The 14,689-nt window shown below is 50.1% G+C and carries 11 protein-coding genes and 1 pseudogene; 9 read left to right on the forward strand and 3 right to left on the reverse strand.

The genetic code is table 11. From position 1 onward, the window contains the following. Positions 1-68: 68 nt before the first annotated feature. Positions 69-2,770, reverse strand: a pseudogene (gene adhE, locus BL249_RS02245) (bifunctional acetaldehyde-CoA/alcohol dehydrogenase). Between the two features lie 440 nt (positions 2,771-3,210). Between adhE and BL249_RS02250 the strand changes: the two are divergent. The 7 genes from BL249_RS02250 to oppF all read left to right on the forward strand — a co-directional run bounded on the left by BL249_RS02250 (position 3,211) and on the right by oppF (position 11,407). Further along, a complete protein-coding gene (locus BL249_RS02250; protein ID WP_099704870.1) occupies positions 3,211-3,384 on the forward strand; it encodes a GhoT/OrtT family toxin in 174 nt (57 codons plus the stop codon). A gap of 630 nt (positions 3,385-4,014) precedes the next feature. Continuing rightward, positions 4,015-5,646, forward strand: a complete 1,632-nt coding sequence (locus BL249_RS02255) for an ABC transporter substrate-binding protein (protein ID WP_099704871.1) — start codon at positions 4,015-4,017, stop codon at positions 5,644-5,646. A gap of 149 nt (positions 5,647-5,795) precedes the next feature. Continuing rightward, complete coding sequence (gene oppA / locus BL249_RS02260; protein WP_099704872.1) at positions 5,796-7,436, forward strand: oligopeptide ABC transporter substrate-binding protein OppA; 1,641 nt, start codon at positions 5,796-5,798, stop codon at positions 7,434-7,436. A 108-nt stretch (positions 7,437-7,544) separates the two neighbouring features. Then, positions 7,545-8,465, forward strand: coding sequence for an oligopeptide ABC transporter permease OppB (oppB, locus tag BL249_RS02265; protein ID WP_099704873.1), 921 nt, complete (start codon positions 7,545-7,547; stop codon positions 8,463-8,465). Positions 8,466-8,477: 12 nt separating this feature from the next. Further along, on the forward strand, positions 8,478-9,386 hold the full coding sequence (oppC, locus tag BL249_RS02270) for an oligopeptide ABC transporter permease OppC (RefSeq protein WP_099704874.1): 909 nt from the start codon (positions 8,478-8,480) through the stop codon (positions 9,384-9,386). A 9-nt stretch (positions 9,387-9,395) separates the two neighbouring features. After that, positions 9,396-10,409: an ABC transporter ATP-binding protein gene (oppD, locus tag BL249_RS02275; RefSeq protein WP_099704875.1), complete on the forward strand. Its 1,014-nt coding sequence runs from the start codon at positions 9,396-9,398 to the stop codon at positions 10,407-10,409. Next, positions 10,406-11,407 (forward strand): murein tripeptide/oligopeptide ABC transporter ATP binding protein OppF, encoded by a 1,002-nt coding sequence (oppF, locus tag BL249_RS02280; RefSeq protein ID WP_099704876.1) that lies wholly within the window; start codon positions 10,406-10,408, stop codon positions 11,405-11,407. The genes oppD and oppF overlap by 4 nt, the downstream gene beginning before the upstream one ends. 70 nt (positions 11,408-11,477) lie before the next feature. Here the strand turns inward: oppF and BL249_RS02285 are convergent, their stop codons facing one another. Beyond that, positions 11,478-11,801, reverse strand: coding sequence for an HI1450 family dsDNA-mimic protein (locus BL249_RS02285; protein WP_099704877.1), 324 nt, complete (start codon positions 11,799-11,801; stop codon positions 11,478-11,480). A gap of 44 nt (positions 11,802-11,845) precedes the next feature. Continuing rightward, the gene (cls, locus tag BL249_RS02290; protein ID WP_099704878.1) at positions 11,846-13,306 is read right to left on the reverse strand and encodes a cardiolipin synthase; all 1,461 of its coding nucleotides are present in this window, start codon (positions 13,304-13,306) and stop codon (positions 11,846-11,848) included. A gap of 143 nt (positions 13,307-13,449) precedes the next feature. Here cls and BL249_RS02295 point away from each other — a divergent pair, with 143 nt between their 5' ends. Together BL249_RS02295 and BL249_RS02300 are read left to right on the forward strand one after the other, a co-directional pair. Beyond that, a complete protein-coding gene (locus BL249_RS02295) occupies positions 13,450-13,620 on the forward strand; it encodes a YciY family protein (protein WP_099704879.1) in 171 nt (56 codons plus the stop codon). Between the two features lie 134 nt (positions 13,621-13,754). Beyond that, entirely contained in the window at positions 13,755-14,600 is an 846-nt protein-coding gene (locus BL249_RS02300) for a CPBP family intramembrane glutamic endopeptidase (RefSeq protein WP_099704880.1), read from the forward strand. Positions 14,601-14,689 lie beyond the last annotated feature (89 nt).

Below are 14,689 nucleotides of genomic sequence, written 5' to 3' on the forward strand. Positions count from 1 at the left end.
CGGGTTTTTATCCAGCGACTCAGAACAGAAGCCATTCTGACGTCAGTGGGCAGCACAACGTTAACTGATTACGCTTTTTTGTCTTTTTTAACCTTTTTTTCGCTCTTTTTCTCCGGCGAAGGCTGGTGACTTAGCGCGTGTTTGCTGTCGTCAAGTTCTTCGACATAATCACGGCCGTAGAAGGTATCCAGCATGATTTGTTTCAGCTCGGCAATCAGTGGATAGCGTGGATTAGCGCCGGTACACTGATCGTCAAATGCGTCGTCTGCCAGCTTATCAACTTTTGCCAGGAAGTCGGCTTCCGAAACCCCCGCCTCACGAATTGACCGCGGAATGCCCAGTGATGATTTCATTTCTTCAAGCCAGGCGAGCAGTTTTTCAATTTTCTGACTGGTGCGGTCGCCCGCGGCGCTGAGAGCAAGGTGGTCAGCAATTTCAGCATAACGGCGGCGTGCTTGTGGACGGTCGTACTGGCTGAATGCAGTCTGTTTGGTCGGGTTGTCGTTGGCGTTATAGCGGATAACGTTACAGATCAACAGGGCATTAGCCAGTCCGTGTGGAATATGGAACTCAGATCCCAGCTTATGCGCCATTGAATGGCAAACGCCAAGGAATGCGTTAGCGAAAGCAATACCGGCAATAGTCGCCGCATTGTGCACCCGTTCACGGGCAACCGGATTTGCCGCTCCTTCATGATAACTGGCTGGCAGATAGGCTTTTAGCAGTTTCAGTGCCTGCAAGGCCTGACCGTCTGAATATTCGTTTGCCAGCACCGAAACGTAGGCTTCCAGCGCATGGGTCACCGCGTCGAGGCCACCGAACGCGCAGAGTGATTTTGGCATATTCATGACCAGGTTGGCATCGACGATCGCCATGTCAGGAGTCAGTGCATAGTCAGCCAGCGGGTATTTTTGCCCGGTTGCATCGTCAGTCACCACGGCGAATGGGGTGACTTCAGAGCCGGTACCGGAAGTTGTGGTTATCGCCACCATTTTCGCTTTGACGCCCATTTTCGGGAACTTATAAATACGTTTGCGAATATCCATGAAGCGCAAGGCCAGCTCTTCGAAATGGGTTTCCGGATGCTCATACATTACCCACATAATTTTCGCCGCATCCATCGGTGAGCCGCCGCCGAGCGCAATAATGGTGTCCGGCTTAAACGAATTCATCTGTTCAGCGCCTTTACGCACAATGCTCAGGGTCGGGTCGGGTCGGCTTCGACTTCGAAAAAGATTTCAGTCTCAATATTGTGTGACTTCAGTACACGGGTTATCTGGTCGGCATAGCCGTTATTGAACAGGAAACGGTCGGTAACAATAAATGCCCGTTTCGCTCCCTCGCTGGCCACTTCTTCCAGTGCGATTGGTAATGACCCGCGACGGAAATAAATTGACTTAGGTAGTTTATGCCACAACATATTCTCAGCTCGCTTAGCGACGGTTTTTTTGTTGATCAGATGCTTAGGTCCGACGTTTTCTGAAATGGAGTTACCTCCCCACGAACCACATCCCAGCGTCAGCGAAGGGGCCAGTTTGAAATTGTAGAGATCGCCAATACCGCCTTGTGATGCCGGGGTGTTGATCAAAATGCGCGCCGTTTTCATTTTGTCGCCGAAAAAGTTGATGCGCTCATGCTGATTATCCTGATCGGTATACAGGCAGGAGGTATGACCAATACCGCCCATTTCCACCAGTTTTTCTGCTTTATCTACCGCATCGGCAAAATCTTTTGCCCGGTACATCGCCAGGGTAGGCGAAAGTTTTTCATGGGCAAAAGGTTCGGATTCATTTACCTCGGTGACTTCCCCGATCAGAATTTTGGTGTTAGCGGCAACAGTAAGTCCGGCCATTGCCGCAATTTTTGCTGCAGGTTGCCCGACAATTGCGGCATTCAGCGCGCCGTTTTTCAGAATGATATCCTGTATGGCCTGCAGCTCTTTGCCCTGTAACAGGTAGCCGCCGTGGCTGGCAAACCGCTCACGCACCGCATCATAAATTGAATCAACCACGATAACGGATTGTTCTGATGCACAGATAACGCCGTTATCAAAGGTTTTAGACATCAGAATGGAGGCAACGGCACGCTTAATATCAGCCGTTTCGTCTATCACCACCGGGGTATTTCCGGCCCCGACACCAATTGCAGGTTTACCTGAACTGTAGGCGGCTTTAACCATCCCCGGGCCACCGGTAGCAAGAATCAGGTTAATATCAGGGTGATGCATTAACTGATTGGACAGCTCAACTGATGGGGCATCTATCCAGCCAATAATATCTTTAGGCGCGCCAGCTTGCACTGCAGCCTGCAATACAATATCTGCTGCTTTATTGGTTGCATCTTTCGCCCGCGGATGCGGAGAGAAAATAATGCCGTTGCGGGTTTTCAGGCTAATAAGTGCCTTAAAGATAGCCGTTGAGGTTGGGTTAGTGGTGGGGACAATACCGCAAATCAGGCCGATTGGTTCAGCAACGGTGATAGTGCCGTAGGTGTCATCAGTCTCCAGCACGCCGCAGGTTTTTTCATCTTTGTAGGCGTTGTAAATATACTCAGACGCAAAGTGATTTTTTATTACTTTATCTTCAACAATACCCATTCCTGATTCTGCCACTGCCATTTTGGCCAGCGGAATACGGGCATCAGCGGCTGCAAGTGCAGCAGCGCGAAAAATCCGGTCAACTTGTTCTTGTGTAAAATTAGCGTATTCACGCTGAGCTTTCTTAACACGCTCAACCATGGCGTTAAGTTCGGCAACATTGGTAACGGCCATAATGCTCTCCTGATGGAAGTTAAACTCTTTTAGTAAACAAGTGAGAGGTGTTGATTATAGCGATTCAGTATGACAGTCAGCCTGGTTTACTACCTCGCCCGATCAAATACCCGATACATATTTACTAAAAAAGTCTGCTAAAAGTGGCAACGCTGGTGGGCCTGTGACGCCTTCCTTCAGTGACCTTAGCGTAACGCTGTGACAGGGTAAAAAGAGTGATATAAATCAATTTTCCATCAAGCTGACACCATTCAGCTTATTAAAAACAATCTGATAGTTGCCCGCTGGTGATCAATATTGAAACATATAACACATCTTACTAACAAATGAGTTGCCTGATAATTATCCTGAAAGAATAGTCTGGAATAATTTGCAGACAGACAAGGATGAATGGCATTAACCGCTATAATAATGACGCTAGTTAAAAAAGGTAAATCACCGTGACGTTATATCAGAAGATGTTGATCTTTTATCTGGTGGTTGCGCTGATCGCCGCCATTATCACTTTTTTGATTGCCAGAGACCGTGTCAGTATCCGGTTATTATCCGCTGTGCTGGTGGGGGCAACCTGGCCTGTCAGTCTGCCGGTAGCGTTGTTGTTTGCCTTGTTCTGATGCCTGTGGCAAAGCAGGGCGGCGATGTCGTGCTACACCGCAAGTATTGCCGATGTCTGCTGGCAACTTATTTCGCTTCGCGAGGGATTTTCTGCCTTATTTTGGTGCAACAGGCCAGCTTTTTTGCCCTTTTATCGTGCGCATATTCATGTTTTTTAATTGCATCCACCAGAAATTAGCAATTCTACTAATCCTCTGCAGGTAAGCAGATAATTCTTAGATGGTGTTATTCTGATAACATTATAATTTACCGTTATATTCTTTTCTTGCAGTGTTAACCACTATTATTAAACGGCACCTCAGTAAAGTGTTTTGATGATAAGCGCTGAGGCGTTATTTGTGTGATTTTTAAGCATAAACAGTGCTTAGCCCGTTCCATCTAAAGCCTTTATTATCATAACCTAATGATTATATGTGGTTTATTACATAATTAACGTCATGAAATAACGCTTCACCTGAGGAAAAAGTCATGATAAAAGAGAAAGAGTTAACATTTTTGTCAGATAGCTTTAGCGCAGTAAAAATTCATCTGGTAATTTCGGCGCAACGAAAAAAATTCGGGCATAAGGCAAAGTGTGTACGGATTTTGCTTAATGAGCTTAATAGATTAAAAAGGGCATTTGCGTTGAAATGAAATTGCTGACTTTGAAATGCTCTGTACAACCTTATCTGCTGGTCTGGGCATTATGGTCATTAAATATTGCTCATGCTGCCCAGCCAGAACCGGATACGCCTCTGGCGGCGCAACAACAGATTGTGATTAATAATGGCGCTGAGGCGACAACGCTTGATCCAATCAAGTCCGAAGGGGTGCCAGAAAGTAGCATTATTCTAAACCTGCTTGAAGGGCTTGTGACCACCGACAACCGTGGACATATAGTGCCGGGCGTAGCCAGCAGCTGGCATAACCAGCAGAACCGGATATGGACTTTCACTTTGCGTACCGATGCTCGCTGGTCGGATGGTGAGCCGGTTACCGCAGAGGATTTTGTCTATAGCTGGCGCCGTCTGGCGACGCCGGCCAACGCTTCCCATTATGCCAGTTATCTGGAACAGGCTCATATTAACCATGCCCGTGCGGTGATAAACGGCGAGATGCCGGTGCACGCGCTTGGTATTAAGGCGCTGGATAAATACCATCTACAGGTGAGCCTCAGTGAACCTGTACCCTATTTTCTGGCGATGACCACCCACACAGTATTAAAACCGGTTAATCGCAAAGCCATTGAAAAGTGGGGGGATAAATGGACGTTACCGGCGCATTATGTTAGCAACGGTGCTTACATTCTGCATACGTGGCTAGCCGGCAAAAAAATCGTCTTGCAACGTAATCCTTATTACTGGGATAACGCCCGTACCATGATTGAGCTGGCCACTTTTCTGCCGCTGGTTTCTGCCAGTGAAGACGTTGAACGTTACATGGCAAACGATATTGATATTTCTGATAGCGGACTGCCGCCAGAGATGTTTGCCACCCTCAAGTCACGTTTAGGTCCCCAGGTGCGGGTCATTCCTTTCCTGTGCACGTTTTACTATGAGATTAATAACCAGCGCCCGCCATTCCAGGATGTCCGGGTCAGAGAGGCGCTGAAGTTGTCACTGGATCGGCAAACCATCGCCGGCAAACTCATGGCACAGGGACAGGTACCCGCCTGGGGATTTACGCCGCCATATACTGACGGAGCCGATTTGAAAGTGCCTGACTGGTTCAGGCTGAGCCAGCAAGCCCGTAATCAGCGTGCCCGCCAGTTGCTGCAGGAAGCCGGTTATGGTCCGCACCGACCGCTGACATTCTCCTTGTTGTATAACGATTCGGATATGAATCAGCAGCAGGTCACGATGGCGGCAGAGATGTGGCAAAAAAATCTGGCAGCGGTGGTGAGACCGGATGCGCAGCCATGGAAAAAGATGCTTGAGATTCGCCGGACGGGAAAGTACGACGTGGCCCGGGCGACATGGTGTTCAGACTATAACGAACCGTCATCGTTTCTTAACGTGTTTCTCAGTGATTCTGGCACCAACACCGCGTTTTATCAGAGTGAGAAATTTGATGGCCTGATGAAAAACAGTCTTGAAGTCAGCGATGCCCGCCGGCCGGACATATACCAGCAGGCCGAACAGCAGCTCGATAGGGATTCAGCGCTGATACCGGTTTATTACCGGGTAAGTGCTCGTCTGGTTAAACCCTGGGTCGGTGGCTTTAGTGGCCAGGATCCGCGTGATGCACTCGATATTAAATATTTTTATATTACGGCACATTGAGTTGCAGGCCTGCCACCGCGTGAGCAGGCAGAAGATAAATACAAACAGCCAAGGGCAGATAGGGGGTTTTACTGCTCTGGCGCTCGGCCCGGTTAACGGGGACAGCTCTGGTGAAGGTTGCCGGAGGATTATAAAAACAGGAGTATACAATGACCAACATCACGAAAAAAAATCTGGTTACGCTAAGTCTATTCAGCGTGCTGACAACCATGACCGCAGGCGTCAGCTGGGCAGCTAACGTTCCAGCCGGCGTTGTGCTGGCGGCTAAACAGGAGCTGGTAAAAGGTAACGGTGGTGAAGTACAGTCGCTGGACCCGCATAAAATTGAAGGGGTGCCGGAATCAAACGTCAGCCGCGATCTGCTGGAAGGGCTGGTGATCAGTGACGTGCAGGGCCATCCAATTCCAGGCGTTGCTGAAAGCTGGGAAAATAAGGACGGTAAAGTGTGGATCTTCCATTTACGTCCCAACGCAAAATGGTCGAATGGCCAGCCGGTAACGGCTGCCGATTTTGTTTACAGCTGGCAACGGCTGGCCGATCCGAAAACGGCTTCGCCGTATGCCAGTTATCTGCAGTATGGCCATCTGGAAAACATTGATGACATTATTGCCGGTAAAAAATCACCCGACAGCCTCGGGGTGAAAGCGCTTGATGATCATACTCTGCAGGTTACGCTTAGCGAATCGGTGCCTTATTTCTATAAACTGCTAATCCATTCTTCGATGTCACCGGTGTATAAACCTGCCGTTGAACAATATGGCGATAACTGGACGCAGCCGAAAAACTGGGTGGGTAACGGTGCCTACAAGCTGCAGGAACATGTGATAAATGAACGCATCGTTGTCGTGCGTAACCCGCAATACTGGGACAACGCTAATACCACGCTGGACAAAGTAACTTTCCTGCCTATCTCTTCAGAAGTGACGGATGTTAACCGCTATTTCAGCCAGGGTGGCAGTGATATGACCTATAACAATCTGCCTATCGAATTGTTTCAGAAACTTAAGCGTGATAATCCGAAAGAACTGCACGTGGATCCCTATTTGTGCACTTACTACTACGAAATAAATAACCAGAAAGCGCCATTTACGGATGCCCGCGTGCGTACTGCGCTCAAACTGGGTCTTGACCGTGACATTGTCACTAATAAAGTACTGGCGCAGGGCCAGCAACCTGCCTACAGTTTCACCCCGCCAGCAACCGATGGCATGGAGGTGACTAAACCAGCGTGGTTTGGCTGGAGCCAGGAGAAGCGTAACGAGGAAGCGAAAAAATTGCTGGCGCAGGCCGGTTATACAGCGGATAAACCCCTCAGTTTTGAACTGCTGTATAACACATCCGATTTACACAAGAAGCTGGCTATTGCCGCGGCCTCAATCTGGAAGAAAAATCTGGGTGTAAACGTCAAGCTTACCAACGAAGAGTGGAAAACCTATCTCGATACCCGTCATCAGGGCAACTATGATGTCGCTCGTGCGGCCTGGTGTGCAGACTATAATGAACCCACTTCATTTTTGAACTATATGTTGTCTGATAGCAGCAATAACACGGCGCATTATAAATCAGCAGAATACGACAAGGTCATCGCTGACGCGACGGCCGCCGCCGATGAAAAATCACGCACTGCCTTGTACAACAAGGCTGAGCAGATACTGGATAAAGACTCTGTCGTAGTACCGGTGTATTACTACGCCAACACCCGGCTGGTGAAGCCTTATGTAGGTGGTTACACCGGTAAGGATGCGCTGGATAACGTTTATGATAAAAATTTGTACATTATCAAACACTAAATAAAGTCTGTTTCCCGGGCGGTGATTTGCCGCCCGATTTTCAAGCAATAAGTAATGTGGTCCTGATGCTGATTACTGCTTTCAGGCATCCGCTATGCAGGTATAGCAATGTTAAAGTTTATTCTTCGTCGGCTGCTGGAAGCCATTCCGACGCTGTTTGTGCTGATCACAATTTCGTTTTTTATGATGCGTCTGGCACCGGGCAGCCCGTTCAGCGGTGAACGCACCCTGTCACCAGAGGTGATGGCGAACATTGAAGCGAAATATCACCTTAATGACCCCATTGGTAAGCAGTATCTGAGCTATCTCTGGCAGCTGGCACACGGCGATTTCGGACCGTCGTTTAAATATAAAGACTATTCGGTCAATTATCTGATTGCCCATGCTTTCCCGGTCTCCGCTAAGCTTGGCCTGGCCGCGTTTTTGCTGGCGCTGGTACTGGGCGTCACCGCCGGGGTGATTGCTGCCTTAAAGCAAAATAGCTGGTGGGATTTTACCGTAATGGGAATAGCCATGACCGGTGTGGTCATTCCGAGCTTTGTCGTTGCCCCCTTACTGGTACTCATTTTCGCCATTACCTTGCAATGGCTACCCGGCGGTGGCTGGAATGGCGGGGCGCTGCAATACATGATTCTGCCCATGGTGGCGTTGTCGCTGGCCTATATTGCCAGTATCGCGCGCATTACCCGTGGCTCAATGATTGAGGTACTGCATTCCAACTTCATTCGTACCGCCCGGGCAAAAGGTTTGCCGCTGTGGCGTATTGTACTGCGGCATGCGCTCAAGCCAGCGATGTTGCCGGTGCTTTCTTATCTCGGTCCCGCTTTCGTTGGCATTATCACAGGCTCAATGGTGATTGAAAGTATTTACGGCCTGCCGGGAATTGGTCAGCTGTTTGTAAACGGCGCCCTGAATCGTGATTATTCCCTGGTACTCAGCCTGACGATTCTGGTGGGGATACTGACTATTTTATTCAATGCGATTGTCGATGTGCTGTATGCCGTCATCGATCCGAAAATTCGCTACTAAACGGAGCGCGTGATGTTAGTAAGTAAAAAAAATAGCGACGCGCTCGATTCCTTGCGTGAAAAGCTGGAGGTCGAAGGGCGCAGTTTATGGCAGGACGCCCGCCGTCGTTTTTTCCATAACCGGGCAGCGGTCAGCAGTCTGATTGTGCTGCTGGCGATTATCCTTTTTGTCATTATTGCACCGATATTATCGCCTTTTACCTACGACGATACTGACTGGTCAATGATGTCGGCGGCGCCGGATTTGAGCACCGGCCATTACTTTGGTACCGATTCTTCCGGGCGTGATCTGCTGGTTCGCGTGGCAATTGGTGGCCGGATCTCGCTGATGGTGGGGATTGCTTCCGCGCTGGTGGCCGTGATCGTTGGCACGTTATATGGTGCGCTGGCAGGCTATCTTGGTGGCAAAACTGATTCGATTATGATGCGTATTCTGGAAATTCTTAACTCTTTCCCGTTTATGTTTTTTGTCATTCTGCTGGTGACCTTCTTCGGGCGCAATATTCTGCTTATCTTTGTGGCGATCGGTATGGTGTCCTGGCTCGATATGGCGCGCATCGTACGTGGCCAGACGTTAAGTCTCAAGCGTAAAGAATTTATTGAAGCGGCCCAGGTTGGTGGCGTCAGCACCAGCAACATCGTATTACGCCATATTGTGCCTAATGTGCTGGGCGTGGTGGTGGTTTATGCATCGTTGCTGGTACCGAGCATGATTCTGTTTGAATCATTTCTCAGTTTTCTTGGTCTGGGCACTCAGGAACCGCTAAGCAGCTGGGGGGCCTTACTCAGTGATGGCGCCAATTCGATGGAGGTCTCTTCCTGGCTGCTGCTGTATCCGGCGGCATTTTTAGTCATCACCTTATTTTGTTTTAATTTTATCGGCGATGGCCTGCGTGATGCCCTCGATCCTAAAGACCGCTGAGGAAGGCCGATGAACATATTTAACACCCAATCAGTGAGCCCGCAGGCAGCGGACACTGACAGGCTGCTGGCAGTTAAAAATCTGCGGGTAACCTTTAGCACCACAGACGGTGACGTGACGGCGGTTAACGATCTTAACTTCAGCCTGAAAGCCGGTGAGACGCTGGGGATTGTCGGCGAGTCCGGTTCCGGAAAATCACAAACCGCTTTTGCCCTGATGGGGCTGCTGGCCGCCAATGGCCGAATTGCTGGTTCGGCTTTGTTTAACGGACGCGAAATTCTTAATCTGCCGGAAAAACAGCTTAATGCCCTGCGTGCCGCGCAGATTGCCATGATATTTCAGGATCCGATGACGTCGCTTAATCCCTATATGCGCGTGGGTGAGCAGCTGGTAGAGGTACTTGAACTGCATAAAGGCTTGAGTCACGCTCAGGCCTATGATGAAGCAGTCCGTATGCTGGATGCGGTGAAAATGCCGGAAGCGCGAAAGCGCATGAAAATGTTTCCCCATGAGTTTTCCGGCGGCATGCGTCAGCGGGTGATGATTGCCATGGCGCTGTTGTGCCGGCCAAAGTTGCTGATAGCTGACGAGCCGACGACCGCGCTTGATGTTACGGTTCAGGCGCAGATTATGACGCTGTTGAATGAACTGAAGCAGGAATTTAATACCGCGATCATCATGATTACCCATGACCTGGGCGTTGTTGCCGGTATCTGTGACAAGGTGCTGGTCATGTATGCCGGTCGGACGATGGAATACGGCAGTGCCCGGGATGTGTTTTATCAGCCGGCGCATCCTTATTCCATTGGCTTACTCAATGCGGTACCGCGCCTGGATGGTGAAGGGGAGTCATTACTGACAATCCCGGGCAATCCACCCAATTTGTTACAACTCCCTGCAGGCTGTCCTTTCCAGCCGCGCTGCCCGCACGCCATGGCGATATGTGACCACGCGCCGCCGCTGCAAACCTTCGCCAACGGGCGATTACGTGCCTGCTATAAGCCGCTGGAGGAACTGCAATGAGTGAAGTGACAGAGAAAAAAGTGCTGCTGGAAATTGCCGATCTGAAAGTGCATTTTGCAATTAAAGACGGACGCCAGTGGTTCTGGCAGCCGGCAAAAACCCTCAAAGCGGTGGATGGTGTCAGCCTGCGACTGTTCCAGGGGGAAACGCTGGGTGTGGTGGGGGAATCGGGCTGTGGCAAATCCACTCTCGCCCGGGCCATTATCGGACTGGTTAACGCCACCGAGGGGCGCATTGCCTGGCTGGGGCGCAATCTGTCAGGCCAGAGTGAAGAAGCATGGCGCCAGGCGCGCAGTGATATTCAGATGATTTTTCAGGACCCGCTGGCGTCACTCAATCCACGAATGACCATCGGTGACATTATTGCCGAGCCGCTACGTACTTATCATCCAAAGATGGCAAAAGCGGAAGTGAAAGCGCGGGTACGCAACATGATGCAGAAGGTCGGGTTACTGCCTAACCTGATTAACCGTTATCCCCATGAGTTTTCTGGTGGACAATGTCAGCGGATTGGCATTGCCCGGGCGCTGATTCTTGAGCCTAAACTGATTATATGTGATGAACCGGTGTCGGCCCTTGATGTGTCTATCCAGGCTCAGGTTGTCAATTTGTTGCAGAAATTACAGCGTGAGATGGGCTTATCACTGATTTTTATTGCCCACGATCTGGCGGTAGTCAAACATATTTCCGATCGGGTGCTGGTGATGTATCTTGGGCACGCTGTGGAGCTGGGAACCTATGATGCGGTATATAATAATCCGCAGCATCCCTATACCCGCGCACTCATGTCAGCGGTGCCGATACCGGATCCCGATCTGGAGAAAGCGAAACAAATTCAGCTACTGGAAGGGGAGTTGCCGTCGCCGATTAATCCCCCTTCTGGTTGCGTCTTTCGTACCCGTTGCCCGATTGCAGGGCCGGAATGCGCAAAAACCCGGCCGTTACTGGAGGGAAGCTTTCATCATGCTGTGTCGTGCCTGAAGGTGGATCCCTTGTGAATGTTACTGTGCGTCCTATTCATCCGGCTCTGGCCGGATAAATGGCGGCAATTTGCCGCGCTGAGGCGGGTTATTCCCGCCAGATGATATGACAGAGCTTGTGGTCTTTTTCACGACAAAGCAGTACACGGGCAAAAACATCTGTAATGGGTTCGCCATCTTCCTCGCCCAGGCCAATAACCACTTCAGAAAAAAAGTCGGGATTGACTTCAAAGTCAACCTGTTGCTGCCAGTCTTCAGCCGGATCGTACAGTTCGGCCCCACCTCGCTCTTCAAACTGCAGATTGAACAGAATGATATCGGCTGGCTCCAGATTATCGCCGGCCAGCTCAAGAAAAATATCGTAGGCCTGTTCAAGGGTTTCATCTTCGGTTAGACGGTTATTAAGATCCATAACAAATCCTGTGTGCTATGCGGCGCTGTATCATTCCGCTCCTTTTACAGTAACGGGCTGAAGAAGTAAAACAGTCGTTCGACTACGCGCTGCCACCAGGCACGATTTTCCCAACGTTTTCGGTCCACCAGATTGGAGCGGGCAATGTAATCATCCTGAACATGCGACAGATCGCTACCGAAACCGTCATCGTCAATCACCAGGGTGATTTCAAAGTTCAGCCAGAGACTGCGCATATCGAGGTTGACCGTACCTACCAGACTGAGCTGGCCGTCTACCAGCACGCTTTTGGTATGCAGCAGGCCACCATCAAACTGGTAAATTTTAACCCCGGCGGCGAGTAACTCAGAAAAGAAAGCACGACTGGCCCAGCGCACCAGCAGATTATCGTTTCGGCGGGGAATAATAATACTGACGTCAACACCCCGCCAGGCGGCGGTACAGATGGCATGTAATAGATCGTCGCTCGGCACCAGATAGGGTGTGGTCATGACCAGCTGCTCATGGGCTGAATAAACCGCAGTCAGTAACGCCTGGTGAATCATGTCTTCCGGAAAACCCGGCCCGGATGCGATAACCTGAATAGTATGACCGCTCTCCTGCTCAAAGGGCATAATATTGGCATCGGGCGCGGGGGGTAAAATACGTTTTCCGGTTTCAATTTCCCAGTCGCAGGAGTAAATAATACCCATAGTGGTAGCTACCGGGCCTTCCATACGTGCCATCAGGTCCACCCACTGGCCGACGCCTGCTTCCTGCTTGAAAAAACGTGGATCAACCAGGTTCATACTACCGGTATAGGCAACATAATTGTCGATCAGCACCACTTTACGATGCTGGCGCAAATCCATTCGTCGCAAAAAGACCCGTAACAGGCTGACTTTTAACGCTTCAACAATATCAATACCGGCGTTGCGCATCATCCCCGGCCAGCGACTGCGGAAAAAATCCACGCTGCCGGCAGAATCCAGCATCAGCCGGCAGTGTACGCCGCGGCGGGCGGCGGCCATTAGCGATTCGGCAACCTCATCGGCCAGGCCACCTGGTTGCCAGATATAAAAAACCATTTCAATATTATGGCGCGCCAGATGAATATCACGTATCAGGGCATTCAGCGTATCTTCTGCGCTGGTGAGCAGCTGTAGCTGGTTGCCCTTGACCCCAGCGATGCCCTGGCGTTTTTCACAAAGCTGAAATAATGCTCTGGCTACATCGCTGTTTTCATGAGCAAAAATGTGTTGCGATTGTTTAAGGTCACTGAGCCATCGGGCGGTGGCCGGCCACATGGCGCGCGCACGTTCTGCCCGACGTTTCCCCAGATGTAATTCACCGAAAGAGAGATAGGCAATAATACCGACCAGCGGCAGAATGTAGATAATAAGTAGCCAGGCCATGGCTGATGTGACCGCCCGACGCTTCATTAATATCCTGAGCGTTACACCGGCAATCAGTAACCAGTAGCCAAAAATCAGCAGCCAGCTTAATAAAGTATAAAAAGTACTCATGTAAGTGGACATCCTGTTTGCGCTTGCGTTAAAGAAGTGTACGTGGAGATGACGCCAGGTTAAACCCTTAAAAGCGCTAAACGATTAATCTTTCGGAAAAACAGTGCGCAATAACCTAATTCAGACCCCGGAGAGAGAAGAGTATGAAGCGTAGCAGAAATGAAGTTGCCCGCTGGCGCATGCGGCGGCAGGCGCAGTGGCGCAAGACTCGCAGACATGAAGCTCAGGCCCGATGTTACCGCAGTATGCAGCGTTTCCATTATCAGGTGGCTCAGCGTCAGCGGCGCTCAATATTATTTGTCTGCCAGCACTGACGTTGTCATGACGCTGGCAGCGATAACATACTAATAAGTTCCTTTATAACAGGATGTTGTACTGTTGTTCATGGCATATACATTACCATATCTTCTCAATGTTCAACTTAATGGAATAGTAAAGGAAAAATACAATGTGGGAACTGTTGGCACTGGCGCTACTTTTACTGGCTTTTCGCCCAAAATGGGCGCTGATGATATTGCTGGTGACGGTGATAGCCGCCATTATTGAAGGCGTACTGGATTGGAGGGCGTTGTTATGGGGAGGCATGGCTGGCGTTATCGCCGTAATTCAGTTGTATTACAAGCCTGGTAAAGGCTGGCGGCTTTTGACGGAAGCCCTGATGGTGGGCAGTGCACTGGCCTTAACGTTACATCTGATGCCTGGCTTTCATAACCTAAAAGTACTTGACTCTGTGCAGGTTAGTCCGGATAGCCAGCCTTTTAGTCTCTATTATAACTTTGATAAAGCGTTGGTACCTTTTGTCTTACTGTGCTGTCTGAAATCACTGTTCTATACGCCAAATCACCCGCGTGTCCGCTGGCAGTGGCTGCTACTGATTGTTTGCGTGCCGGGTATTTTACTGGTCGCGACTCTGGCGGGTGCATTGCGGATGGAGTTCCACATGCCGGTCTGGTTGCCGCAGTTTATTATGGCGAATGTCTTTTTTGTTGCGCTTGCCGAGGAAGGCTTATTTCGCGGCCATATACAGCAACGGCTTACACAGTTTATGCATCCGGTGCTGGCGCTGGTGATTGCAGCGCTACTGTTTGGCGCCTTACATTATAAGGGGGGTATTTTACTGGTATTGTTTAGCGCACTGGCTGGCATTATTTACGGTCTGGCCTGGATGTGGAGCGGCCGGTTGTGGGTTGCTGTGCTGTTTCATGTCGCCGTAGATCTGACTCAGCTGCTGTTTTTTACCTATCCGGCATTAATGCATGTATCCGGAATGGCGCCAGCAGGGCATGGCGGATAAATTAAAACTGCCCGCGTGATTTGATTTGCCGCCGTTGGTCAGCAATAACAACAAGCGGGGAATACGTGTTCCCCGCTTGTTGTTGCCCC

Source organism: Erwinia sp. OLFS4 (assembly GCF_002752165.1).
Taxonomy (GTDB): domain Bacteria; phylum Pseudomonadota; class Gammaproteobacteria; order Enterobacterales; family Enterobacteriaceae; genus Izhakiella.

Bases quoted from the DNA above. Each gene is read 5' to 3' on its own strand.
- BL249_RS02255 (WP_099704871.1), top strand. From the start codon at position 4,015: ATGAAATTGCTGACTTTGAAATGCTCTGTACAACCTTATCTGCTGGTC.
- oppA (WP_099704872.1), top strand. From the start codon at position 5,796: ATGACCAACATCACGAAAAAAAATCTGGTTACGCTAAGTCTATTCAGC.
- oppB (WP_099704873.1), top strand. From the start codon at position 7,545: ATGTTAAAGTTTATTCTTCGTCGGCTGCTGGAAGCCATTCCGACGCTG.
- oppC (WP_099704874.1), top strand. From the start codon at position 8,478: ATGTTAGTAAGTAAAAAAAATAGCGACGCGCTCGATTCCTTGCGTGAA.
- oppD (WP_099704875.1), top strand. From the start codon at position 9,396: ATGAACATATTTAACACCCAATCAGTGAGCCCGCAGGCAGCGGACACT.
- oppF (WP_099704876.1), top strand. From the start codon at position 10,406: ATGAGTGAAGTGACAGAGAAAAAAGTGCTGCTGGAAATTGCCGATCTG.
- BL249_RS02285 (WP_099704877.1), bottom strand. From the start codon at position 11,801: ATGGATCTTAATAACCGTCTAACCGAAGATGAAACCCTTGAACAGGCC.
- cls (WP_099704878.1), bottom strand. From the start codon at position 13,306: ATGAGTACTTTTTATACTTTATTAAGCTGGCTGCTGATTTTTGGCTAC.
- BL249_RS02295 (WP_099704879.1), top strand. From the start codon at position 13,450: ATGAAGCGTAGCAGAAATGAAGTTGCCCGCTGGCGCATGCGGCGGCAG.
- BL249_RS02300 (WP_099704880.1), top strand. From the start codon at position 13,755: ATGTGGGAACTGTTGGCACTGGCGCTACTTTTACTGGCTTTTCGCCCA.